Source organism: Streptomyces sp. NPDC052064 (assembly GCF_055585925.1).
On record NZ_JBVJJE010000010.1, the window covers coordinates 248,986 to 270,917 of the forward strand.

Sequence of the window (21,932 nt, forward strand, 5' to 3'; positions counted from 1 at the left end):
CACGGGACACGACGCTCGTCGCGCGGTATCAGCCGAACCGGTGACTACCGGCAGGCCGGTTGGAGGACTCCGTGCTCCTAGACCTGCCGCACCACGGAGGCTGCTCTGAGCGCCGCGGGTGAGGCACCGTCCATGGGCCCACCGGGGACAGGCGCTCGCACGACAGAGTCGTCGTGGGCACTGGTTGATTCGCGAACCGACGCTGCACCGCAGGGCGCTGCCGGGCCGGAGCTCTGCTGAGGCTGCCCGGATGCGCACTGTTCGCCAGGATGAGACGGCTCGTGACCGCCGTGGTGATCGTCCGGTTCCGCGGCGAACAGCGGCGTGGGCCCGACGGCTGGACGGCGAACGTCATCGCCCGAGAAAGCCGCAGGTGCCATTGCACTGGCGGAGAGGTGTCCTTGGACACTCTCGACATGCACGCCGTGTGTCACGAGGACCCCGAACAGAAGCACGGCCAAGGCCAGCACGCGCGGCAGCGGACCCGCACCGCAGCGGGCCCTCACCGTGCGCCAAGGCGACCAAGCCGTAACCATGCCGTGATCCTAGCGGCTCCTCGGCAGTGCTCGACCACCACTCCTGAGACACCGGGTCAACTCGTCAGGCGAATGGCTGGTTCGCTGCGGCGAGTTGTGCGGGCCATCCCCTCGGCCGCTGACCTCAGCCCACGCCACGCTGCCGCAGCACCGACCCGGACCTGCCCTTGACGACCTCCAGTTGCGCGTGGATCCGCCGCCGCAGGTCGGGCACGTGGCTGACGATGCCGACGCTGCGGTCGCGTTCGCGCAGGGAGTCGAGGACGTCGAGGACCTCGTCGAGGGTCTGGTCGTCGAGGCTGCCGAAGCCCTCGTCGATGAAGAGGGTGTCCAGCCGCACCCCACCCGCCTCGTCCGTGACGACGTCCGCGAGCCCGAGGGCGAGGGCGAGCGAGGCGAAGAACGTCTCGCCGCCAGACAGCGTCGCCGTGTCCCGCTCGCGGCCGGTCCAGGCGTCGACGACGTGCAGTCCGAGTCCGCTGCGGCCGCGTCCGGTGCGGTCGTCGGAGTGGACGAGGGTGTAGCGGCCGGACGACATGCGCCGCAGCCGTACGGTCGCGGCTGCGGCGACCTGTTCCAGGCGGGCCGCCAGCACGTACGACTCCAGGCGCATCCGGCGTTCGTTGTCCGCCGAGGTGCCTGCGGTGAGGCCGGCCATGCGGGCGACCCGGTCGTACTCCTCGCGCAGCGGCGCCAGCCGGCGGACGGAGGCGGTCGCCCGGACGGAGAGCCGGTCGAGTTCGGCGCAGCGCCGGGCGGCGGCGTCGTGTGCGGAGGCGGCGTCGCGCAACCGGCGGGCCGCGGCGTCGGCGGCGAGTTGCGCCGCCGTGAGGTCGGCGGGCGGCTGCCGGGCGGCGGCCGCGGTGTCGGCCTCGGCGAGGACGGCCCGTACGGCGGCTTCCTCGGTCTGCCAGGCGTCCAGCCGCCGTTGCAGCTCCTGGTGGGCGTCGTCGTCGAGGAGGGCGGCGGCCGCGTCCCGCGGGGTGTCGAAGCCGGCGCGGAAGGCGGCGTCGGCGAGCCGGGCGTCGGCGTCCTTGAGCCGCTGGGCGGTGTCCTCGGCGGCGCGGGCGGCGTCGGCGGCGTCCGTGAGCAGCGCGGTCCGGCGCTCCAGTTGCTCGGCCCGGGCGGCGACGCTGTCCAGGGCGCCCCTCGCCCGGTCCAGCTCCTCCTCCAGGGCGGCGCGTTCGCGGTCGAGCCGCTCCCGGTGGCCGACCCGGGCGGCGCTGCGCACGGCGACCTCCTGCCGGGTGGCGACGCGCCGCTGGTGCTCGTGCCCGGCCTGCCGCAGCCGCTCCTGTGCGGAGTGCAGCTCGGCGGCGGCCCGGCGGGCCTGCGCGTACTGCTCCTCCAACTCCTCGAACTCGCGGGTGAGTTGCTCGGTGGATGGGGCACCGGCCTCGGCAGTGGCGGCGGCCAGCGCCTCCCGGACGACGCCGAGGTTCCGCTCGTTCTCGGCGCGCTGTTCGTCGGCGCGCTGGTAGGCGGCCAGGGCATGTTCCTCGGCCTCGCGGTCGACGTGCCCGGCGACCTTGCGGGCCGGGGCGGGGTGTTCGGTGGCACCGCAGACGGCGCAGGGCTCGCCGTCGGCGAGGTTCGCGGCCAGTTCGGCGGCGATGCCGGTCAGGCGCTGTTCCTTGAGGTCGAGCCAGTGCTGCTTGGCGCGCAGCGCCTCCTCCTGTGCGGTGCGGACCTGCTCGACGGCCTGGTTCGTGTCCTCGGCGAGCCGGTCGCACAGCCGGGCCGCCTTCAGCCGCTGCCGCGCGGGCTCGCGCCGTACGGCGAGCTGTTCGGCGAGGGAGGCGGCCTGCTGCGCGGAGTCGACGCGGGACTGGAGAGCGGTGTGCGTCTCCTCCCAGCCGTCGAGCCAGGTCTCCGCCTCCTGAAGGACGTCGGCGTCGGCGCGTTCCTGGCGGTCCAGGCCGGCGCGTTCGTCGAGGAGTTCGGCCAGCCGCCGCTCGGCGCGGCGGGCCGCGTCCAGTCCGCCCAGCTCCTCGGCGGCGCGGCGGGCGGCGGCCGCGAGTCCGGCCGCGCCCGCGTCGGCGAAGGTCTCGGGCAGCAGGACACGCGCGCGTGTCTCGGCGGCGGCCGCCCGCCGGTGCTCGGCGTCGGCGGTCTCCCGCAGGTCCAGGGCGGGGGCGACCGCCTCGGCCTTGCGGGCGCGTTCCATGCGCGTCTGCGCCTGCCGGTACGCCTCGGCCCGCTCCTCCAGGAGCGCCGCCCGTTCCCGTGCCTCCGCGAACCGCCGCTGGAGCCGGGCGACTTCGCGTACGTCGTCGAGGGCGCGGCCGGCGGCGGCCTGCGCGGACTCGGCGGCGGCGAGGGTGCACTCGGCGACGGTGAGCTGTTCGCGGGCGGTGCTGCGGGCGACGGCTGCGGCGCCCAGCACGGCCTCGGCGAGTCCTGGTTCGCCGGGGGCCAGGTCCGGCAGTCGCATGGCGTCGCCCGCGGCCTGCTGCATGCGGTGGGCGTCGGCCAGCAGCGCGGCGTCTCCGTCCCGCACCTGGGCCTCGGTGGCGCGACGGCGCTCGGCGAGGCGCTTCTCGACGTCGGCGAAACGGCGGGTGTCGAACAGGCGGCCCAGCAGCTTGCCGCGGGCCTCGGCGTCGGCGCGCAGGAACCGTGCGAAGTCGCCCTGCGGCAACAGCACGACCTGGCAGAACTGCTCCCGGCTCATGCCGAGCAGCTGGGTGATCTCCTCGCCGATCTCCTGGTGGGAGCGGCTGAGGTCCTTCCAGGACCCGGCCGTGGTGTCGTACTCGCGGAGCCAGGTCTGGGCCTTGTCCAGTGTCGTGCCGGTGCCGCGTTTCTTGGGGCGTTCCCAGGGCGGCTGCCGGGTGATCTCCAAGCGGCGTCCGGCCACGGTGAGTTCGAGGGTGACCTCCGTGCGGGTCGCCGGCGCGGCGTGGTCGCTGCGCAGGGCCGTGCCCTGTCCGCTGCCCTGCCGGGCGCCCGGCACCGAGCCGTACAGGGCGTAGCACACGGCGTCGAGGACGGACGTCTTGCCCGCGCCGGTGGGTCCGTGCAGCAGGAACAGCCCGGCCGCCGACAGCTCGTCGAAGTCGACGGTCTGGGTGCCTCCGAAGGGTCCGAAGGCGGTGACCGTCAGCCGGTGGAGCCTCACCGGGCCACCTCCCGTACGGTCTCGTCGGCCCGCACCGCGTCGAACGCCTCCCGCAGCACGCCCTGTTCGTGGGCATCGGGACCGGCGCCGCGCACATGGGCGACGAAGTCCTCCGCGATCTGCTGGTCGCTGCGGCCGGCGAGGCGCCGGGCGTACGACACCTCGGGGTCGTCCTCGGACCGGTCGGGGTCGAAGACGAGGCTGAGGGTGTGCGGGAAGCGCTCGGTGAGCCGGGCCATCGGGTCGGCCGGGCGGACCGGGTCGGTGAGCGTCGCCTCGACCCATGCCTCCTCGTGCCGCGCCAGCTCCTGGTCGGCGAGCAGGTCCTCCAGCGTGCCCCGGATGCGGGCCAGGGCGCGCGGCACCGGGCAGTCGACGCGCTCGGCGTCGAGGGAGCCGTCGGCGGCCAGGTCGACGAGCCACATGCTCTTGCGGTGCCCGGCCTCCGAGAAGGAGTAGGGCAGCGGGGAGCCGGAGTAGCGGACGCGGTCGATGAGGGTCTGGCAGCCGTGCAGATGCCCGAGCGCCACGTAGTCGACGCCGTCGAAGACGCCGGCGGGCACCGCGGCCACGCCGCCGACGGTGATGTCCCGTTCGCTGTCGCTGGGTTCGCCGCCGGTGACGAAGGCGTGCGCGAGGACGACGGAGCGGGTGCCGGGCGCTCGCGTGGCGAGGTCGGCGCGGACCCGGTCCATGGCGGCGGCGAGCACGGCCTCGTGCCCGGCCTTCTCCACGCCGAACTCGTCCTTGACCAGGGCCGGTTCGAGGTAGGGCAGCCCGTAGAAGGCGACGTCCCCGTGGGCGTCGGCCAGTACCACCGGGGTACCGGCCGCCGACGGCTCGGTCCGCAGATGGATGCCGGCCCGCCCGATGAGGCCCGCGCCGACGCCCAGACGGCGGGCCGAGTCGTGGTTCCCGGAGATCATCACCGTCGGCACGCCGAGGTCGGCGAGGCGGTGCAGGGCGTCGTCGAACAGCTCGACCGCGGCGAGTGGCGGCACGGCCCGGTCGTACACGTCCCCGGACACGACCACCGCGTCCACGGCCCGCTCCCGCACGGTCGTGACGAGGTGGCCGATGAACTCGGCCTGGGCGCCGAGCATGTTCACTCGGTGGAACGACCGGCCGAGGTGCCAGTCGGACGTGTGCAGCAGTCTCACGACGCCGCTCCGACCCGCATGTCTCCCCCTGCTACCGCTCCACGACCCGCACGAGCCGGCACGGCTCGCTGTCAGCACCCACCACGCTAACCCGTGCGGTCACCTGATCCATCACGAACCTCGGGATGCCCCACCCATCGGGCGTCAATTCGGTTGAAATGTCCGTACACATGCCGTGGAACAGGTCACGTTGCGGTGCGGCCGCGGGTGAGAGTGGCCCTGCGGGAGGTCGAGCACGCGGACGCGTACTCGACCGGCCGGTGGCCGCAGAAGGGCACGCGGACCTCCGGCCAGGCAGCCGTGCCGACGACGGTCCGGCTCAGCCCTGCCCCGTGGGGTCGAGATCCCCGTGCCCGACATGGGAAACACCCCGCACGTTCAGCTCGTCCTGCACGTCGTCGAGCAGCTCGCGCAGCAACTCGGCGAGCGCTTCGCGCCGCTCCGGGCCCAGGCGTTCCAGCAGCTGTGCCTCGCGGGCGAGTACCCGGTCCACCGTGCGCTCCACCAACTCGTGCCCGGCCGGGGTCAGTTCGACCAGAACCGCGCGACTGCGGCCGGGGGCGGGGCGACGTGTGACCAGGTTGTCGCGCTCGGCGCGTGCGACCCGCTGGGAGATGGCGCCCGCGGTCACCAGGGAGTGCGCGGCGAGGTCCCGGGTGCTCAGGGTGTAGGGCGGCCCGCTGCGGCGCAGCACGCTGAGCAGGTCCAGGGTGGCCGGGTCGATCCCCGCCTCGGCGAGGACCCGCCGGCGGTCGTCGCCGAAGTGCTTGGCGAGCTGCCAAATCCTCGTGACCACGCCGATGGAGCTCACCGGGGTCTGGGGCCGTTCGCGGCTCCAGGCAGCCGCGATGGCGTCCGCCGGGTCCTCCCCCGTCGGCCGGCGATCGCTTTCCTCTGATGCCGTCATGAGCTCACCCTTCACACCGACCTGCTACATTTAGATCTGAATTTAGCACTAAACAAGCGCCCTTCAGCGCACGTTCGAAACCGAGTGGTGATATGCGCACAAAGACACGGAAGGCGAGCCCGACGGCAGAAGCCGATGCCGGGGCCGCCGGCGCGACCGGCCCTCCCCGGGCCACCGGGCGGGACTGGGCGGGACTCACCGTGGTCCTGCTCGCGATGTTCATGAGCCAGATCGACATGTTCATCGTGAACGTCGCGGCCCCGGGGATCCAGGCGGACCTGAACGCCGGGTTCGGCCAACTCCAGTTCGTGATCGACGGTTATGTGATCGCCTACGCAGCGGGCATGGTGACCGGCGGCCGGCTCGGCGACCGGATCGGCCGCAAGCGCACCTTCCAGTACGGCGTGGCCACCTTCACCCTGACGTCCCTGCTGTGCGCGCTCGCGCCCGGCCCGGCCACCCTGATCGCGGCCCGGGTGCTCCAGGGACTGTCGGCCGCGGTGATGACACCGCAGGTGCTCTCGCTCATCCGGGCCGTCTTCGTGCACGAACGCGACCGCGCTCGTGCCGTCGGCGCCTACGGTGCCTCCATCGGCGCGGGTGTCATCGCCGGCCTGGTCGGCGGTGGTCTGCTGCTCGACCTCGACGTGGCCGGTCTCGGCTGGCGCATGATCTTCCTGATCAACGTGCCGATCGGCGCGGCGATCCTGTGCGCGGCCGTGCCCGCCATCGCCGAGAGCCACAGCGCCGATCTGCCGCGACTCGACATCGCCGGCGCCGTCTTCACCGCCGTGCTGCTGCCTCTCGTGCTCATCCCGCTGATCCTCGGCGGTGAACACGGCTGGCCCTGGTGGACATACGTCTGCTTCGCCCTCAGCGCGGTAGGCACCATGGCCTTCCTGCGGTGGGAGCGCCGGGCGGAGTCCCGGGGCAACGACCCACTGCTGCCGAGCCGGCTGCTGCGGGCCAAGGGCTTCCCGCTCAGCATGGGCACCGTGCTGCTGTTCTTCTCCGGCAACGCCGGGCTGTTCCTGGTTCTCACCTACCACCTCCAGTCGGGCCTCCGGCTGACGCCCCTGGCCGCGAGCATGGTCTTCGTTCCGCTCGGCCTCGGGTTCATCGCCGCCTCCGCGGCCTGCCGCAGGCTCGCCGCGCGGTTCGGTATCGGGGTGTCGGTGGCGGGCGGCCTGGTCATGGCGGCCGGTCTCGCCGCGGTGCCCGCCGTGACCGGCCTGGAGAACACGAACCAGGCGATCGGGCTCGCGGCGGTGATGGGGGTCTCCGGCTTCGGGCAGGGCCTGGTCGTCGCGCCCCTGGTGGACACCGTCCTCTCCCGGGTCCACCCGGACGACGCGGGCGCCGGATCGGGTGTGCTGAACACCGTCACGCAGGCGGGCATGGCCTTCGGGGTAGCCGTCATCGGGGCCCTGTACCGCGGCTTCCTGGGTACCAATCCCCAGGCGCCGGGTCCGGACACCGGCTTGGCCGACTTCGCGGAGGCCTTCGACCTCACCGCCTACGTCCTCGCGGCACTCGCCGTCGGCACGGCACTGCTCGCCGTCCGGCTGGGCCGCGTCCCCGCGAGCGAGGAAGTCTCGGGGGGTGCGCATGCCGAGGGCGGCCAAGGCCCCACCGACCGCGCCGAACACATGGAGGAGCCCTCCGGCACCGACACCGGCCGATAGCCACCGTCCGCGGCAGACGGTCCGGCGTCCACCGCTCCGCCCCTTCGCCTGTTCGGCCGAGGGGGCGGAGCGCGTTCGAGTGCGCAACGGCCTCGGAGGTGCGCTGCGGGCCGCCGCCCCGCTCCACCGGCACTGCCGCCCGACGGGCCGGCTCCCGGGCGCCGCGCACGTGGCTGACCGCACGTCAGGCGTCGCCGTACGCCTCCCCGCCCGGTTCGAAGCCGGCCGTTCCGGCGGTCGCGTCGGCGAGCCACGCCCGGAAGGCGTCCACGTCGGCGTCCGGCAGTGCGATGTCGATCGTGACCGCCTCCCCGTAGCGCACGTCGCGCACCTCGCGCCCGCTGGTACGCAAGTCGTTCTCCAGCTTGCCGGCCCGCTGGTGGTCGACGGTGACCGTGACCAGCCGGAACCGGCGGCGGGTGCGCGTGCCGAGGGTGTCCAGGGCCTCGCCGACCGCTCCGCCGTACGCCCGGATGAGCCCGCCCGCGCCGAGCTTGACCCCGCCGAAGTAGCGGGTGACGACGGCGACGACGTACCGCATGTCGCGGCGCAGCAGCATCTGGAGCATGGGGACACCGGCGGTGCCGCCGGGTTCGCCGTCGTCGCTCGCCTTCTGGACGGAGGCGTCGGCGCCGATGACGTAGGCCCAGCAGTTGTGGCTCGCGTCGGCGTGCTCCTTGCGGACCGTGGCGATGAAGTCCTGCGCCTCCTGCTCGGTGGCCGCCGGGGCGAGGGCGCACAGGAAGCGGGAGCGGTTGACCTCGGTCTCGTGCACGCCGGCGCGGGCGACCGTGCGGTATTCGTCCTGCATCCGGCCAGCCTATGCGCGGGCCCGGGGCTACTTCTTCGCGCCCCGGGGCACGGTCATGGAGGTGAGCAGCGCGGTGCCGGGGTTGAGGGCCCGCCAGGTCGCGCCGTACCAGGACAGTACGGCGATGGCCGACGTCGGGAACTTGGTGCGGACCCGCTCCAGGGTGTCGTCGAGGCCGTCACCGGCGAGCGCCAGGACCAGTTCCTCCAGGCCCGGGTTGTGCCCGATCAGCAGCAGCGTCTCCACCTCGGCGGACACCTCGTGCACGACGGCCAGCAGACCGGCGGGGCTCGCGGCGTACAGGCGCCGGTCGTACCGGACCGGCGGGGGCGTGCCCCACTCGGCGGCGGCCAGCTCCCAGGTCCGGCGGGCGCGTTCGGCGGTGGAGCACAGCGCGAGGTCCGGCAGGCAGTCGGCCTCCGCCAGGGCATGCCCGGCCGCGGGGGCGTCCCGGCGGCCGCGCGGGGCGAGCGGGCGCTCGTGGTCGGCGACGTCCAGGGGCCATGCGGACTTGGCGTGCCGCAGCACGACCAGGCGGCGCAGCGGGCCCGCTCCGGCGCGCTCGATCATGACGGGGCTCCCAGGTCGCGGGTGAGCTCCAGGCCGAGGAGCCGGTCGGCGTAGGCGTACGTCTCGAAACGGGCGCCGTCCGGCAGGTCCGGCTCGTTCTCCACGCGCCGCAGCTCGTCCAGTACCCGGGGCACGTCCAGATCGTCCTCCCAGGCTTCGCGCAACCGCCCGCGCACGTCGTCGGGAACGGGCCGCGAAGGCCGCCGGGCCCAACGGGCGACCGCACCGCGCCAGCGGGCGAGAGTGGCGCGGGCCTCGTCGAGGACGCCCGCATCCAGCCGGACGGGAGCGTTGTGGTGCCGGGTGAGCAGGGCGAGGCGCAGGACCGTGGGATCCACGCCGCTCAGCCGGCCGGAGCCCTCCGACGTCCCGGCTTCCCGCCGCTCTCCACCCGACGCGTCCGGCCCCGTCGCCTCCACAGGCGCGACAGCGATCCGCACTCCGTCGGGCGCCGCCGCACCTTCGGCGGCGACATGGACGACCTGGGCCTCGCCCAGTCCGGCGCTGACGTCGGGGCTGTCCTCGAAGGGGCGGATGCCGAGGGCCGCGGCGTCCGCTCGCAGCTCCGCCTGCCGGCGTCCGCCGGTCAGCAGCGCCCACACCGGTGTGCCGCCGAGCTCCAGCGCCCGCACGAGCAGGTCCGCCACGAGCAGCACCCGCAGATTCGTCGTGTCGGAGCCGGGCGCGTGCACCTCGACACGGGTCAGGCCCCGGCGGGCCGGGGCGGCGTCGACCGGCTCGCCGGCACGGGCGTCGATGATGCGCAGCACGAGGCGAGCGTAGGACGGGTGGGCGCGCCCACGCAGGCATGTGCGGCTTTTTCCGGCCACCGTGGCGGGAACACCCCACCAATGGCGTGCCGGACGGACCAAGCCACCGCGGCGGGAATCACCCCGACAACGGCGCGCCGGTCGGTCAGGCCACCCTGCCGGAGGCACCCCACCGACGACACGCCCGTCGGGCCAGGCCACCATGGCGGGAACCGCCCGGCCAATGACACTCCGGTCGGTCAGGCCACCCTGCCGGAGGCACCCCACCGACGACACGCCCGTCGGGCCAGGCCACCATGGCGGGAATACCCCCACCCACGACACATCAGCCGCTCAGACCACCCTGGCGCGAATCGCCCACCGCGCGCTCAGCCCAACGTCCCCAGGAAGCGCACATGAGGCCGCTGCCCGGAGCCCTCACGGCTGACGGCGGCCCGCACCCCGTACACCTCGGCGATGAGTTCCTCCGTCAGGACATCTCCCGGAGTGCCACCCGCCACCACCCTCCCCGCGCTCAGGACGACGACCCGGTCGCAGTACATCGCCGCGAGGTTGAGGTCGTGCAGGGCGATGACGGTGGTGACCGGCAGGCCGGTGACCAGGGCGAGCAGATCGAGCTGGTGGTGGATGTCGAGGTGGTTGGTGGGCTCGTCCAGAAGGAGCTCGCGGGGTTCCTGGGCCAGCGCGCGGGCGATCTGCACCCGCTGGCGTTCGCCGCCCGAGAGGGTGTTCCAGGGCTGGTCGGCACGGTCGGCGAGGCCGGTGCGCTCCAGGGCGCCGCGCACCGCACGCTCGTCGTCCGGCGACGTCGGCGTCCAGGCCCGGCGGTGCGGCACGCGGCCGAGCCGCACGACGTCCGCGACCGTCAACTCGACCTGCGTGTCGGCCTGTTGCTCGACCACGGCGAGACGGCGGGCGACCGTACGCCGAGGCAGGTCGCCCAGCGGCGTGCCGTCGAGGGTGACGACTCCGGCGGTCGGCGTGAGCAACCCGGCCAGCAGCCGCAGCAACGTGGACTTGCCGGAGCCGTTGGGGCCGAGGACGCCGACGGTGGAGCCGGGCTCCGGCGCGAGGACGACACCGTCGAGGATGAGGCGCCCGCCGGCCCGGCGACCGACCCGCTCGGCCCGCAGCCCGGCACCGCTCCCCGCCGCCCCCACCTCGCTCACCGCACGCTCCGTGTCCGGTACAGCACCGCCACGAACGCCGGCACCCCGATCAGCGACGTCACGACTCCCACCGGCACCTCCTGCGGATCCAGGACCGTCCGGGCGAGCGTGTCCACCCACACCAGGAACACCGCACCGGCGAGCGCGGTGACCGGCAGCAGCCGGACATGCCCGGGACCGGCCAGGGCCCGCGCGGCGTGCGGCAGGACCAGCCCGACGAAGCCGATCGCCCCGGCCGAGCTGACCAGCGCCGCCGTGAGCAGGGCCGTGACGCACAGCAGCACCAGGCGGGTGCGGGCCACGGACACCCCGAGCGCGGCCGCCGCGTCCTGCCCGAAGGCGAAGGCGTCGAGGGTACGGGCGTACGACAGGCACACCACCAGCGTCACGGCCAGGACGGCCAGGCACAGCCACACGTCGGTCCAGCCCGCGCCGGCGAGCGAGCCGAGGAGCCAGAACAGCACGCCCCGGGTCGTCTCCGCGTCGGCTGCGGTCATCACGACGAAGGAGGTGAGCGCGGAGAAGAGCTGCATGGCGGCGACGCCCGCGAGGACGACCCGGTCGGTGGTGCCGCCGAGGGTGTGGCTGAGCAGCAGCACCAGCGCAAAGGAGACCAGGGCGCCGAGGAAGGCACCCGCGGACACCGAGACGGCACCGCCGCCCACCCCCAGGACGACGACCACGACCGCGCCGGTGGAGGCGCCGGAGGACACCCCGAGCACGAACGGGTCGGCGAGCGGGTTGCGCAGCAGCGACTGCATCACCGCCCCGCACACGGCCAGTCCGGCCCCGCACACGGCCGCGAGCAGGGTGCGCGGCAGCCGCAGCTGCCAGACGATCCCGTCGCGGATCGGCGTCAGGTCCGAGCTGCCGAGCCCGAGGTGGGCCGCGACGGCGGACCAGACGTCCGCGACCCGGATGTCGGCCGGGCCGACGGTGATGGCCAGGGCCAGGGAGACGGCCAGCAGCAGGGCGCCCGCAACACCGAGCGCGGGCCCGCGGACGGTCACTTCACGAGTCCGAACTCGCGCAGCCCGGCGGCGACCTGTTCCACGCCCTCGACCGTGCGGATGGTCGGATTCATGGCCTGCCCGCTGAGCAGCACGTACCGCTTGTGCTTGACCGCGTCCATGTTCCTGGTGGCCGGGTTGGACTCCAGGAAGGCGATCTTCTTCGCGGCCGACTCGGCGGTCTGCGACTTGCGGGTCAGGTCGCCGATGACGAGGACGTCGGGGTCGCGGTCGGCGACCGTCTCCCAGTTGATCTGCGGCCACTCCTCGTGCGTGTCGTCGAAGACGTTCTTCGCGCCGAGGGCCCGGGTGATGATGCCGGGCGCTCCGCAACAGCCCGCCATGTAGGGGGACTCCGAGTTGGCGAACCAGTACAGGAGGGTGACGTCGGAGGCGTCGATGCCCTGCGTGGCCTTCGCCGTGCGCCGCTGGAGGGAGGCCACCAGCCTGTCGCCCCGTTCCTTCACCCCGAACACGGTCGCCAGGTCGCGTACTTCGCCATAGACCGTGTCGATGCCCAGCGCCTTGTCACGCGCGCCGTCGCCGCCCCCGGAGTTGTCCTTGCCGGCGCAGTCCGACGGGGAGACGTACGTGGGCACGCCGAGCTTCTCGAACTGCTCGCGGGTGGCGACGCCGCCCTTGCCGAGGGTGGAGACGAAGGACGCCGCGACGAAGTCGGGGTCGGCGTCCAGGACCCGTTCGAAGGACGGGTTGTTGTCGGCGATGCGCGGCACTTTGGCGTTGGCCTTCGCCAGCCCCTTCATCACGGGGTCGGTCCAGGTGGCCGTGCCCGCGAGGCGGTCGGCGAGGCCGAGGGAGAGCAGGATCTCGGTGGTGCCCTGGTTGAGGGAGACGGCCCGCTTCGGCGGGGCGTCGACCCGTACGGTGCTGCCGCAGTTGTCGAGGCTGACGGCGGCAGCCTTCACACCCGTGGGCCCGGTGTCGCCGCAGCCGGTCAGGAGCAGGGAGCCGGCCGCGAGCAGGACGGCGGCACGGGCAGGTCGGGCGAGGGGCACGGAAACCAGTCCTCAGTCGTCGAGGGCTCGATCGCGGAGCCCGGTCGTACGGTGCTCCCCCGCCGCGAACGGCCGCGGGGGCCGCCAGCAGGTCTTCGGACTCGGGTTCACCCGGGTCGGAGCGCCTTCCCGGACGGCAGCAAAACCGTCCAGTGGCCGAGGCCCCGCCCGTCCCCCTCACCGCTGCGCGTCAGTTCCGGATTCGCACCGGATTCCCTGACCCACGTACATGGGTTCGACTGGCCTCGGCAAGCTATCACGGAGGGCGCGGGGGAATCACCGCGCACCGTACGTCGTTGTGCGGACAACAGTTCTTCCGCGACCCTCCAGGAGGCCACCGGTGTACGGCGACGAGGCAACGGTCCGCAGGATTCTCACCGAGCTCGGCGACACCTGGGCCGTGGTGGGCCTGTCGTCGAACCAGCGGCGCGCGGCCTACGGCGTGGCCGAGGTGCTCCAGCGCTACGGCAAGCGCGTCGTGCCCGTGCACCCCAAGGCGGAGACGGTGCATGGCGAGCAGGGGTACGCGACGCTGGCGGACATTCCCTTCGACGTGGACGTCGTCGACGTGTTCGTGAACAGCGACCTCGCGGGAGCGGTCGCGGACGAGGCGGTCGCCAAGGGCGCCAAGGGCGTCTGGTTCCAGCTCGGGGTCCTGGACGAGGCGGCGTACGACCGGACCCGCGCCGCGGGTCTGGAGATGGTGATGGACCGCTGCCCGGCGATCGAGATTCCGCGACTGGGCTAGGACCTCAACGAATCCCCCATTGCCGGGTACAGAATTCCTGAACTCCTTTCCAGGAAATCCCCGCGTCCGGTCAAATGCCTGGCAACAGCCTTCTGCCCGACGCCAATTGATTCCTAGCCTGACGGCCTCTTGCTCACTGAACGCTTGTGTTCATTTTATGAGAGGCCCCTAAGAATATGGTAAGCGTCGACCAGGCAGTACCGGGGGTGAAGGGCAACCCGAGCGGTTTGCGGCGGGACGTCGGGCTGATCGGGCTCATGTGGGCGTCGGTCGGTTCCATCATCGGCTCCGGTTGGCTGTACGGAGCCGAGAAAGCTGCCGTGGCCGCCGGTCCCGCGGCAATTCTCTCGTGGATCATCGGCGCGGTGGCGATCGTGCTGCTGGCTCTGGTGCACGCGGAACTCGGGGGCATGTTCCCGGTCGCGGGCGGCACGGCTCGCTATCCGCACTACGCGTTCGGCGGGCTGGCCGGCATGTCCTTCGGCTGGTTCTCCTGGCTCCAGGCGGCGACGGTGGCGCCGATCGAGGTCGAGGCCATGATCGGCTACGCGGGGCACTGGCACTGGGCGCAGGGTTTCCAGCATGCCAAGGACGGGACGCTGACGACGAGCGGGTTCGTCGTCGCCGTGGTCCTCATGGCCGTGTTCGTCGTGATCAACTTCCTCGGCGTGCGGGTCCTGGCGCACACCAACAGCGCCGCCACCTGGTGGAAGGTGGCCGTCCCCCTGGTCGCGATCTTCGTCATCGCGGCCGGGAACTTCCACCCGGGCAACCTCACCGAGCACGGCTTCGCCCCGTTCGGCGCCAAGGGCGTGCTGAGCGCCGTCAGTTCCAGCGGCATCATCTTCGCCCTGCTGGGCTTCGAGCAGGCGATCCAGCTGGCCGGCGAGAGCCGCGACCCGAGGCGTGACCTGCCGCGGGCGACGATCGGCTCGGTCGCCATCGGCGCGGTCATCTACGTCCTGCTCCAGGTGGTCTTCATCGGCGCGCTGCCGCTGAGCTCCTTCGCGCACGGCTGGGCCAAGCTGGACTACGCGGGGATCAGCGGACCCTGGGCGGGGCTGGCCACGCTGGTGGGTCTCGGCTGGCTGAGTGTGGTGCTGTACCTGGACGCGGTGGTCTCCCCGGGCGGCACCGGCCTGATCTACACCACGGCCACCTCGCGTGTCTCCTACGGCCTGGCCAGGAACGGCTACGCGCCGAAGGTCTTCGCCCGCACCGACGCCCGCGGCGTGCCGTGGTTCGGTCTGGTCGTCGCCTTCGTGACCGGCGTGATCTGCTTCCTGCCGTTCCCGAGCTGGCAGCAGCTGGTCAGCTTCATCACCTCGGCGAGCGTCCTGATGTACGCGGGCGCCCCGCTGGCGTACGGCGTCTTCGCCGACCGGCTGCCGCACCACGAGCGCCCCTACCGCCTGCCCGGCGGGAAGGTTCTCTCGCCGCTGTCGTTCGTCGTGGCCAACCTGATCATCTACTGGTCCACCTGGGACACCCTGTGGCGGCTCGGCGTGGCGATCGTCCTCGGCTACGTCCTGCTCGGCGGCTACGCCTGGTACGCCACGCGCAAGGGTCTGCCCGACGCGCCCCGGCTGGACTGGAAGGCCGCGCGGTGGCTGCCCGTCTACCTGCTGGGCATGGGCGTCATCTCCTGGCAGGGCGGTTTCGGCGGGCAGGGCCACATCGCACTGTGGTGGGACATCGTGGTCGTCGCCGTCTTCTCCCTGGCGATCTACTACTGGGCCCGGGCCTGCGCGTCCCGGCCCGAGGACATCGAGCGGAGCATCGAGGAGGTGGCCGTCATCGAGGCGCCCGCACACTGATCGCCTCTCCCGGTCAGTCGCCGAGGGCCGTACGGACACCGTCGATCGACGGCACGTCCGTGCGGCCCCGCGCCGACACGCAGGCCACGGCACGCCGCAGGGCCCGGTGGAGCAGCAGCGGAGCGTCCGGTCCCAGGGCCTCGAGGAGCGGGGCGACGGCGTTCTCCAGCATCGCCGTCACCATGGCCCAGCCGTCCGCGGTCCGGTCGTACAGCAGCCGCAGCGCGGTCCCGGGAGACCCGCCCAAGAGGATGGCGAACAGCTCGCGCAGCGCCTCGTCACGCTCCACGCGTTCCCAGGGATCGTCGGAGAGGGCGAGCGTCCGCTCCAGCAGGTCCTCCGCGTCGACCAGGCCGGCCGTGGCCGGGGACCGGGCCAGTTGCAGCAACGTCACCACGTGCTGGGCGGGTTCGGACCGCTCGGCCGCGGCCACGACGTCGGCGCACAGCTCGGCCGCGACCGGGTGGCCCGCACCGTGGATCTCGGCCGCGCGGGCCACCAGCGCCGCCACGGCCGGAAGCCTCGGCGAGTCCAGCAGCGGCCGCACCCGTGCGGCGCCCGCCTGCGGGCCGAGGAGAGCCATGTCCACGTAGGCCGCGTACAGCTCGTCCTCCAGGACCGGCGGGGACTCGACGGCCGGGGGCGCGCCGGACGCGGTCGCGAGGTGCTCGTTGACGATGGCCGGGGCAAGCATCACGCCGGTGAGCAGCGGCCCGTGGACGTCCGGCGGCATCCCGAGCAGGGAGCGGTGCGTGTGGGCGAACGGCGGGTAGGGCTGCCGGCCGTCCATCACGTCGAACGCGTAGCGGCGGGAGGCGTCGGCGCCGAAGGCGAAGTGGAACATGGACAGCAGGTACGGGGTGCCGTCGGCGCCGAGGAAGGCCATGGCCGGGTCGGCCTCCCACGGCAGGAGCCGCACCGCGGCCTCGAATCTGCTGCGGTGGTCGGGGCGCACATAGGCCAGGGGCCCGTCCTGCTGCCGCGGCAGGTTCCACTCGTACCGGGGTATCACGGCGTACGCCTGTCCGAACTCGGCCCACAGCCGGTCGGCCGCCGTCCGGTCCGCTCCGGCGGCGGCGATCCCGAAGAGTCCGGCGAGTCCCACGACCCGCTCGCCGGGATCGGTCAGGGCGTGCACGAGCGTCCGGGCGCGGTCCAGGTCCCGTACGGCGACGGCCTCGGCGAAGCAGCGGATCGTACGGGCCCAGGAGTACGGGTGGCCGACCGACCAGGTGCTGGGCGTCATGGCGCGCAGGACGTCCGACGGGTCGCTGTAGAAACGCTGTTCGACGAGCCGCTGCCAGTCGTTGGTGTGGTTCATCACTATCGGGATCTCGGCCACGGGGTCGCTGACGGCGTTCCCCCGGGCCACGCCACCGCCTTCTCCCGCCAGGTGGTAGAAGCCCCACAGCGGCGGGTCGGCCACGGGCGGTACCTCCTCGGCGGCGTGCAGCGCCTCGTCCAGGATCGAGCGGGCCATGGCCAGGTCGCCTGCGTCGGCGCGCCGGTGGGCGACGAGCGCGAGGGCCGAGTAGCGGTCCTTGAAGGGCGGCTGCCACTCGGTGCCGGCGATCGCGCGGGCGTAGGCCACGGCTTGCTCCGGGGCGCGGCCGGCCAGGGCCTCGGCGAGAGTCTTCAGGTCCCCCTCGTGTTGAAGCCGGCTGAGCATGTCCCGCGACGACGGCTCGGGGGGAACCCGGGCGCAGGCGGCGTCGATCACCGCCGTCGCCGCCTCGCCGTCGAAGGCGGCGAGTACCTTCGCGGCCTTGTTCGCGTACCAGACGCCGTTACTGAAGCCCAGGACCCGGTCGATCAGCCGGTGCGCGGCGCGGATGTCGCCGAGGGCCGCCCGGACGCGTGCGGCGTGTAAGAAGGCGTCGTCGACCAGGCCCGTCACCTCCACGGTGTCCAGACGGCGCAGCAGTTCTCGCGACAGCGCCGGGTACGCTCCCGCGGCGTGTTCGGCCGCCTCGGCCACCGCCTGGGTGAGCGCGGCGTCCTCCCCGGTCCAGACTGTGGCCAGTTCGCGCAGGGCCTGCTCGGCGAGGCGGTCGGCGTGCTCGGGTCGGGTGGCCCGCAGGGTGCCGGCGAGGCGTACGAGGGACGTCAGCCGTTCCGCGGGAGCGGCGTGGCGCAGGGCGCGCCCGGTCCACGCCAGCAGTTCTTCCCGGTCACCGCCGTGGGCCCGGTCCGCGAGGTCGAGGTAGGCGCCGGAACGCCCGGAGCTCATCCCCGCCACGAGTTCGATGGCGTCGCCGTGGTCGGCCTCGTCGGCCGCGGCACGCAGCACGTCGTCGGGCGGAGCCGGTTTCCAGGCCTCGCGCTGGGCCCGCTCCCAGAGATGAAGGGCCAGCCGCAGGTCATGGGGAGCGATCCTGCGTGCCGCCTCCTCCACGGAACCCCGCGCCAAGCCGTGAGGGTCGAGCGGCGCCACGGACGCGGCCTCGCCCAGCAGTTCGCGCACGGCCGCCCGACGCACCGGATGCGCGGTGTGGCGGTGCACCTCGAGCAGGGCGGCCACCTGCTGCCCGGACGGCGCCAGCGCGCCGAGCCGCGTCATGGCCTCGTCGACCCGGCCGAGCCGGGCCAGCAGGCCGTACACGGCGGGCGCCGCCATGGAGGTCGCCCGCCGTAACTGGCGCCGTACGGTGGCCAGGAAGAGCACCGTGGGGGTGTCCGACGGTGTGAGAGCGCCGTCGAGCAGGTGGCCGGCGGCCGTCTCGACGACCCTGGTGAAGTACCGGTCGGAGCCGAACGCGGCCCGGCCGGCCAGGCGCAGCCCCGGGCACACCAGGTCCGGCACCTCGGCGGCGACCGCGGGCCGGCACTGTACGAGGTGGTGGGCGAGGTGGGCCAGGCCGTACCGGTCCACCGCCGGCCAGTCGACGTCCGTCCAGGACGGTGCCCCGGCGCGGTAGTGGCGCACGATGCGCTCGTGCCACTCCTGTTCGGCGACGCCCCAGTCGGGGTGCTCGCGGGCGACCTGTGGGTCCGTGAGGAACTGGGCGACGGACGGGTGGTAGAAGGCGTACCGGCCGTCCCGGACGGATAACAGCCAGCGGATCCGGCCCAGCACCGAGCGAACGGCACGCGGCCAGACCCGGATCCCGGCCAGCGTGCGCAACTGTTCGGGGGTCAGTGGCTCGCGCGCGACGATCAGGACGCCGAGGAGGGGCTGGGCGGCTCCCTCCCAGGCGGGAGTGACCAGGTCGGTGGGGGTCAGGGGGTCGCTGATGTCGAGCATGCCGAGGCGTTCGAGGTCCGTGCGCGCGGTTTCGACGAAGAACGCGTAGAGGCCGTGGAGTCCGTCCGGAACGGCGTCGGCGTTGGTCAGGCGGGCGGTGAGCGGTGCGTCGTCCTCGTCGATCGCCTGGCGCAGGGCCCGCAGATACATCGCCACGTACAGGAAGTTGCCGCTCGCCTGCCGCACGAGTGCCCGGGCGAACTCCACCGGGTCGCGTCCGTTCGCGCGCAGCGCCTTCGCGGCCGTCTCCGAGGCCAGTTCCTGGTCGGCGTAGGTGAGCAGGTCGTCCCGCACCTGCGGCGACAGCGGGTCGATGGTGATCTCGGCGAGGCTCCCGCCGCGGGCGGAGCGGAGCCGGTCGAGCGCGGCGTGCGGGCGCGAGGTGACGACGACCCGTACGTTCGCCGGGAGTTGCGGGCCCGTGGCGAGCCAGTCCAGCAGGGTCGCGCCGGGTTCGTGGGCGCCCTCGTCGAGGGCGTCGACGAGGAGCACGATCCGCTCGTCCGGCGCGTCGGACAGCAGCACCTGCGCCGGACCGATCAGCGCCAGGTGGGCGAGGACCCCCGGTTCGAGCAGTCGCGGCTCCACGGTCGCGGTCCCGATCTCGACGCCCACGGCGCTGCCCGACACCCGGAGGATGTCCTGCTCGACGCGCAGGGACGCGGCCCGGTGGAACGGGGAGGCACGCAGGTCGTCGATGCGGATGCCGACCGCCCTGGCTCCCGCCTCCACCGTCCCGATGCGCTGGTCGACGGTGACCTCCAGCCGCTGCGGCTCGAACAACTCCGGCCGGTCACGTGCCAGTTGGTGACCGATGGTGAGCAGGAACGACTGGAGGTCGCTGCCGGCGAGCGCGGTCCGGCTGTCCTTGCGGATGAAGTAGTGCTGCCACTCGGGGTGAGCGCGGGCCAGGCCGGCGAGCAGGCTGGTCTTGCCCGCCCCCGGTTCGCCCGTGACGAGCACGATGCGTGTGGTGGCTTCCGACAGGCACCGCTCGATGTCGCCGGCCAGCCAGGGGCGCGGTACGAACGCCGTGGCGCGGTCCGTGATCAGGTCCTGGAAGAGCAGCCCGGGACCGTTGCCGCCGGTGCCCGTGGCCGGGGCCGTCACCGCTGGTCGCGGAGGTCGACGCCGATCGCCTCGCCGCCCGCCTCGACCCGCCCGGCCCGGACGTCGCCCCTGATCCACCCGGAGGGCCGGTCGGCCCGGACCGCCGCGACGTAGCCGGCGACGGCGTCGACGTCGATCCGCCCGTGGGTGCGCGGTGCGTCCTGCGCTCCTGTCTCTCCGTCGAACGTCACGGCGATGCCGTACACGGCCTCGAGGACGCGGCGCAGGGCGTCGACGCGCCGGACCAGCGCTTCGTCCGACGGGTCGATCGCGTCGACTCCGGAGGCGACTTCGTGCAGATCGGCGCGCAGCGCGCGCAGTTCCCCGGAGAACCGCTCCACAGCGGCGGGGTCGGCCGCGGGCAGGACGGCCGGTTCGGCGACGACGGCCGGGGTGTCCGCGGCGGACTGCTCCGCGCGGCGTTCACGGCGGGCTCTGAGCAGCTCGCCCGCCTGGTCGTAGAGGAATCTGACGCCCTCGGTGAGGGCCGCGGCGGACAGCGCCGCCAGGGGGAGCAGATCCGTCATGGCGGCAACCGATCCTCGCTGTCGTCAGGGCCGTCCACACTACCGCTGCGGCACTCTCCTCGTTCAGGGCGCGGGTCGACATAATGCGCGAGTGACTTCGACAGCCCCCCTCACCGAATCGTCGCCCCCGCACCGCGTTCGGGTCGTCGTCGTGGGCGCCGGGCCCGCGGGGCTGACCGTCGGCAACATCCTGCGGGCCGCGTCCGTGGACTGCCTGGTCCTGGAGACCGAGACCCGGGAGTTCATCGAACAGCGACCCAGGGCCGGAGTCATCGAGGAATGGGCCGTACGCGGCCTGGAGAAGCGGGGCCTCGCGCGGAACCTGCTGGACCGGGCGCAGTTGCACACCGCGTGCGAGTTCCGCTTCGGCGGGGAGCGGTACCGGTTCCCGTACGGCGAACTCACGGGATGTCATCACTTCGTCTACCCGCAGCCGTTGCTGGTGACGGATCTGGTGCGTGAGTACGCCGACGTGCGCGGCGGCGAGATCCGCTTCGGTGTCCGGGACGTGCGGGTGCACGACATCGACTCCGACCGGCCGTCGGTGTCGTACACCTGCCCCGAGACGGGCCGGCGTCAGCTGGTGCGGTGCGACTTCGTCGCCGGCTGCGACGGGGCGCGCGGGGCGACGCGGGCCTCGCTGCCGCCACAGCGGGCGCGCCTCGCGCGGCACGACTACGGCATCGGCTGGCTGGCGCTGCTCGCCGAGGCGCCGCCGTCCTCCGACTGCGTGCTGTTCGGCTGCCACCCGGACGGGTTCGCCGGGCACATGGCCCGCGGCCCCGAGGTGACGCGCTACTACCTCCAGTGCCCACCGGGCGACGATCCGGAGAACTGGCCGCACGAGCGTGTCTGGGCGGAACTCCAGCGGCGGCTCGGCGGGGCGGGTGTGCCGCCGCTGACGGAGGGGCCGCTGATCGAGAAGCGCGTGCTGGACATGCACGACTACGTCGTCGAGCCGATGGTGTTCGGGCGGCTCTTCCTGGCCGGTGACGCGGCCCACCTCGTCGCCCCGATCGCCGCCAAGGGCATGAACCTGGCCCTGCACGACGCCTTCCTGCTCGGTGACGCGCTGGTCGCCCACCTCCGCACGGGCGACGGCAGCGGGCTGAACGGCTACTCGGAGGCGTGCCTGCGGCGCGTGTGGGACTACCAGGAGTTCTCGCAGTGGCTGTCCGAGCTGTACCACGGCTCGGCGGCGGGCGACCCGTTCCGCGCGGGCACCACGCTCGCCCGGCTGCGCCGCCTGTTCACCTCGCCCTCGGCGGCCGCCGCCTTCGCGGAGCAGTACCTGGGGACGGGCGCCCAGTACTGACTCAGTCGTGCGGGGGCCGGTCACTCAGCCGGTGATCGGCCACGTTCAGCGCCTCGTCCACGAGGCGGCGCAGATGGCCGTCCCGCAGTGAGTAGATCACCCGGCGGCCCTCCTTGCGCGTGGTCACCAGACCCGCCAGGCGCAGCCGCGCCAGGTGCTGGCTGACGGCCGGGCGCGCCGCCCCGCACGCCTGCGTGAGGGTGGTGACGTCGGCCTCTTGCCCGGCCAGCTCGTGCAGCAGGACGAGGCGGGTGCGGTCGCCGAGCAGGGCGAGGAGTTCGGCGGCGAGCGCGAACTGTTCCTCGCCCGGGGTGCGCGGGTGCGCATCGTGCGCAGGTGACAGGTGCATGCGTGCGCTCATACGCACATAATGGCGTCGTGGGCGTCCACGCGTCCACTCCCGCGCACACCGGAAG

Annotated in this window: 16 protein-coding genes and 1 riboswitch; of the genes, 4 read left to right on the forward strand and 12 right to left on the reverse strand. The window is 73.3% G+C overall.

Annotated elements, in window-relative coordinates:
• Nucleotides 1-660: 660 nt before the first annotated feature.
• The 3 genes from ACZ6TU_RS27240 to ACZ6TU_RS27250 all read right to left on the reverse strand — a co-directional run bounded on the left by ACZ6TU_RS27240 (nucleotide 661) and on the right by ACZ6TU_RS27250 (nucleotide 5,724).
• On the reverse strand, nucleotides 661-3,657 hold the full coding sequence (locus tag ACZ6TU_RS27240) for an AAA family ATPase (protein ID WP_469551707.1): 2,997 nt from the start codon (nucleotides 3,655-3,657) through the stop codon (nucleotides 661-663).
• Nucleotides 3,654-4,817: an exonuclease SbcCD subunit D gene (locus ACZ6TU_RS27245; RefSeq protein ID WP_467676308.1), complete on the reverse strand. Its 1,164-nt coding sequence runs from the start codon at nucleotides 4,815-4,817 to the stop codon at nucleotides 3,654-3,656. The genes ACZ6TU_RS27240 and ACZ6TU_RS27245 overlap by 4 nt, the downstream gene beginning before the upstream one ends.
• Before the next feature lie 319 nt (nucleotides 4,818-5,136).
• Nucleotides 5,137-5,724, reverse strand: coding sequence for a MarR family winged helix-turn-helix transcriptional regulator (locus ACZ6TU_RS27250; RefSeq protein ID WP_467676310.1), 588 nt, complete (start codon nucleotides 5,722-5,724; stop codon nucleotides 5,137-5,139).
• A 92-nt stretch (nucleotides 5,725-5,816) separates the two neighbouring features.
• Here ACZ6TU_RS27250 and ACZ6TU_RS27255 point away from each other — a divergent pair, with 92 nt between their 5' ends.
• Nucleotides 5,817-7,409, forward strand: coding sequence for an MFS transporter (locus ACZ6TU_RS27255; RefSeq protein ID WP_469551711.1), 1,593 nt, complete (start codon nucleotides 5,817-5,819; stop codon nucleotides 7,407-7,409).
• A 184-nt stretch (nucleotides 7,410-7,593) separates the two neighbouring features.
• Here ACZ6TU_RS27255 and ACZ6TU_RS27260 read toward each other — a convergent pair whose 3' ends face one another.
• The 6 genes from ACZ6TU_RS27260 to ACZ6TU_RS27285 all read right to left on the reverse strand — a co-directional run bounded on the left by ACZ6TU_RS27260 (nucleotide 7,594) and on the right by ACZ6TU_RS27285 (nucleotide 12,755).
• On the reverse strand, nucleotides 7,594-8,220 hold the full coding sequence (locus tag ACZ6TU_RS27260) for a YigZ family protein (RefSeq protein WP_467676314.1): 627 nt from the start codon (nucleotides 8,218-8,220) through the stop codon (nucleotides 7,594-7,596).
• A 27-nt stretch (nucleotides 8,221-8,247) separates the two neighbouring features.
• The gene (locus ACZ6TU_RS27265) at nucleotides 8,248-8,790 is read right to left on the reverse strand and encodes a SixA phosphatase family protein (RefSeq protein ID WP_469551716.1); all 543 of its coding nucleotides are present in this window, start codon (nucleotides 8,788-8,790) and stop codon (nucleotides 8,248-8,250) included.
• Nucleotides 8,787-9,560: a hypothetical protein gene (locus tag ACZ6TU_RS27270; RefSeq protein WP_467676318.1), complete on the reverse strand. Its 774-nt coding sequence runs from the start codon at nucleotides 9,558-9,560 to the stop codon at nucleotides 8,787-8,789. Before ACZ6TU_RS27270 ends, ACZ6TU_RS27265 begins: the two co-directional genes overlap by 4 nt.
• Nucleotides 9,561-9,928: 368 nt before the next feature.
• Nucleotides 9,929-10,729 carry an ABC transporter ATP-binding protein gene (locus tag ACZ6TU_RS27275; protein ID WP_467676320.1) on the reverse strand — a complete coding sequence of 267 codons (801 nt, stop codon included), beginning with the start codon at nucleotides 10,727-10,729 and terminating at the stop codon, nucleotides 9,929-9,931.
• Nucleotides 10,726-11,739 (reverse strand): FecCD family ABC transporter permease, encoded by a 1,014-nt coding sequence (locus tag ACZ6TU_RS27280; RefSeq protein WP_467676322.1) that lies wholly within the window; start codon nucleotides 11,737-11,739, stop codon nucleotides 10,726-10,728. Before ACZ6TU_RS27280 ends, ACZ6TU_RS27275 begins: the two co-directional genes overlap by 4 nt.
• Nucleotides 11,736-12,755 (reverse strand): ABC transporter substrate-binding protein, encoded by a 1,020-nt coding sequence (locus ACZ6TU_RS27285; protein ID WP_467676324.1) that lies wholly within the window; start codon nucleotides 12,753-12,755, stop codon nucleotides 11,736-11,738. The genes ACZ6TU_RS27280 and ACZ6TU_RS27285 overlap by 4 nt, the downstream gene beginning before the upstream one ends.
• A gap of 69 nt (nucleotides 12,756-12,824) precedes the next feature.
• Nucleotides 12,825-13,014: riboswitch (cobalamin riboswitch) on the reverse strand.
• Nucleotides 13,015-13,095: 81 nt separating this feature from the next.
• Here ACZ6TU_RS27285 and ACZ6TU_RS27290 point away from each other — a divergent pair.
• A complete protein-coding gene (locus ACZ6TU_RS27290) occupies nucleotides 13,096-13,503 on the forward strand; it encodes a CoA-binding protein (RefSeq protein ID WP_467676326.1) in 408 nt (135 codons plus the stop codon).
• A 176-nt stretch (nucleotides 13,504-13,679) separates the two neighbouring features.
• Entirely contained in the window at nucleotides 13,680-15,320 is a 1,641-nt protein-coding gene (locus tag ACZ6TU_RS27295) for an APC family permease (RefSeq protein ID WP_467676327.1), read from the forward strand.
• A gap of 13 nt (nucleotides 15,321-15,333) precedes the next feature.
• Here ACZ6TU_RS27295 and ACZ6TU_RS27300 read toward each other — a convergent pair whose 3' ends face one another.
• Both ACZ6TU_RS27300 and ACZ6TU_RS27305 read right to left on the reverse strand, forming a co-directional pair.
• Entirely contained in the window at nucleotides 15,334-19,674 is a 4,341-nt protein-coding gene (locus tag ACZ6TU_RS27300) for a hypothetical protein (RefSeq protein WP_469551723.1), read from the reverse strand.
• On the reverse strand, nucleotides 19,671-20,201 hold the full coding sequence (locus ACZ6TU_RS27305) for a hypothetical protein (RefSeq protein WP_467676331.1): 531 nt from the start codon (nucleotides 20,199-20,201) through the stop codon (nucleotides 19,671-19,673). Before ACZ6TU_RS27305 ends, ACZ6TU_RS27300 begins: the two co-directional genes overlap by 4 nt.
• 91 nt (nucleotides 20,202-20,292) lie before the next feature.
• Here ACZ6TU_RS27305 and ACZ6TU_RS27310 point away from each other — a divergent pair, with 91 nt between their 5' ends.
• Nucleotides 20,293-21,516, forward strand: a complete 1,224-nt coding sequence (locus ACZ6TU_RS27310) for a 4-hydroxybenzoate 3-monooxygenase (protein ID WP_467676333.1) — start codon at nucleotides 20,293-20,295, stop codon at nucleotides 21,514-21,516.
• Nucleotide 21,517: 1 nt separating this feature from the next.
• Here the strand turns inward: ACZ6TU_RS27310 and ACZ6TU_RS27315 are convergent, their stop codons facing one another.
• On the reverse strand, nucleotides 21,518-21,877 hold the full coding sequence (locus ACZ6TU_RS27315; protein ID WP_467676335.1) for an ArsR/SmtB family transcription factor: 360 nt from the start codon (nucleotides 21,875-21,877) through the stop codon (nucleotides 21,518-21,520).
• Nucleotides 21,878-21,932: the final 55 nt, after the last annotated feature.

Excerpts from the sequence above, each read along its gene's own strand:
- ACZ6TU_RS27250 (WP_467676310.1), bottom strand. The coding sequence starts at position 5,724 with ATGACGGCATCAGAGGAAAGCGATCGCCGGCCGACGGGGGAGGACCCG.
- ACZ6TU_RS27255 (WP_469551711.1), top strand. The coding sequence starts at position 5,817 with ATGCGCACAAAGACACGGAAGGCGAGCCCGACGGCAGAAGCCGATGCC.
- ACZ6TU_RS27260 (WP_467676314.1), bottom strand. The coding sequence starts at position 8,220 with ATGCAGGACGAATACCGCACGGTCGCCCGCGCCGGCGTGCACGAGACC.
- ACZ6TU_RS27265 (WP_469551716.1), bottom strand. The coding sequence starts at position 8,790 with ATGATCGAGCGCGCCGGAGCGGGCCCGCTGCGCCGCCTGGTCGTGCTG.
- ACZ6TU_RS27295 (WP_467676327.1), top strand. The coding sequence starts at position 13,680 with ATGGTAAGCGTCGACCAGGCAGTACCGGGGGTGAAGGGCAACCCGAGC.
- ACZ6TU_RS27305 (WP_467676331.1), bottom strand. The coding sequence starts at position 20,201 with ATGACGGATCTGCTCCCCCTGGCGGCGCTGTCCGCCGCGGCCCTCACC.
- ACZ6TU_RS27315 (WP_467676335.1), bottom strand. The coding sequence starts at position 21,877 with ATGAGCGCACGCATGCACCTGTCACCTGCGCACGATGCGCACCCGCGC.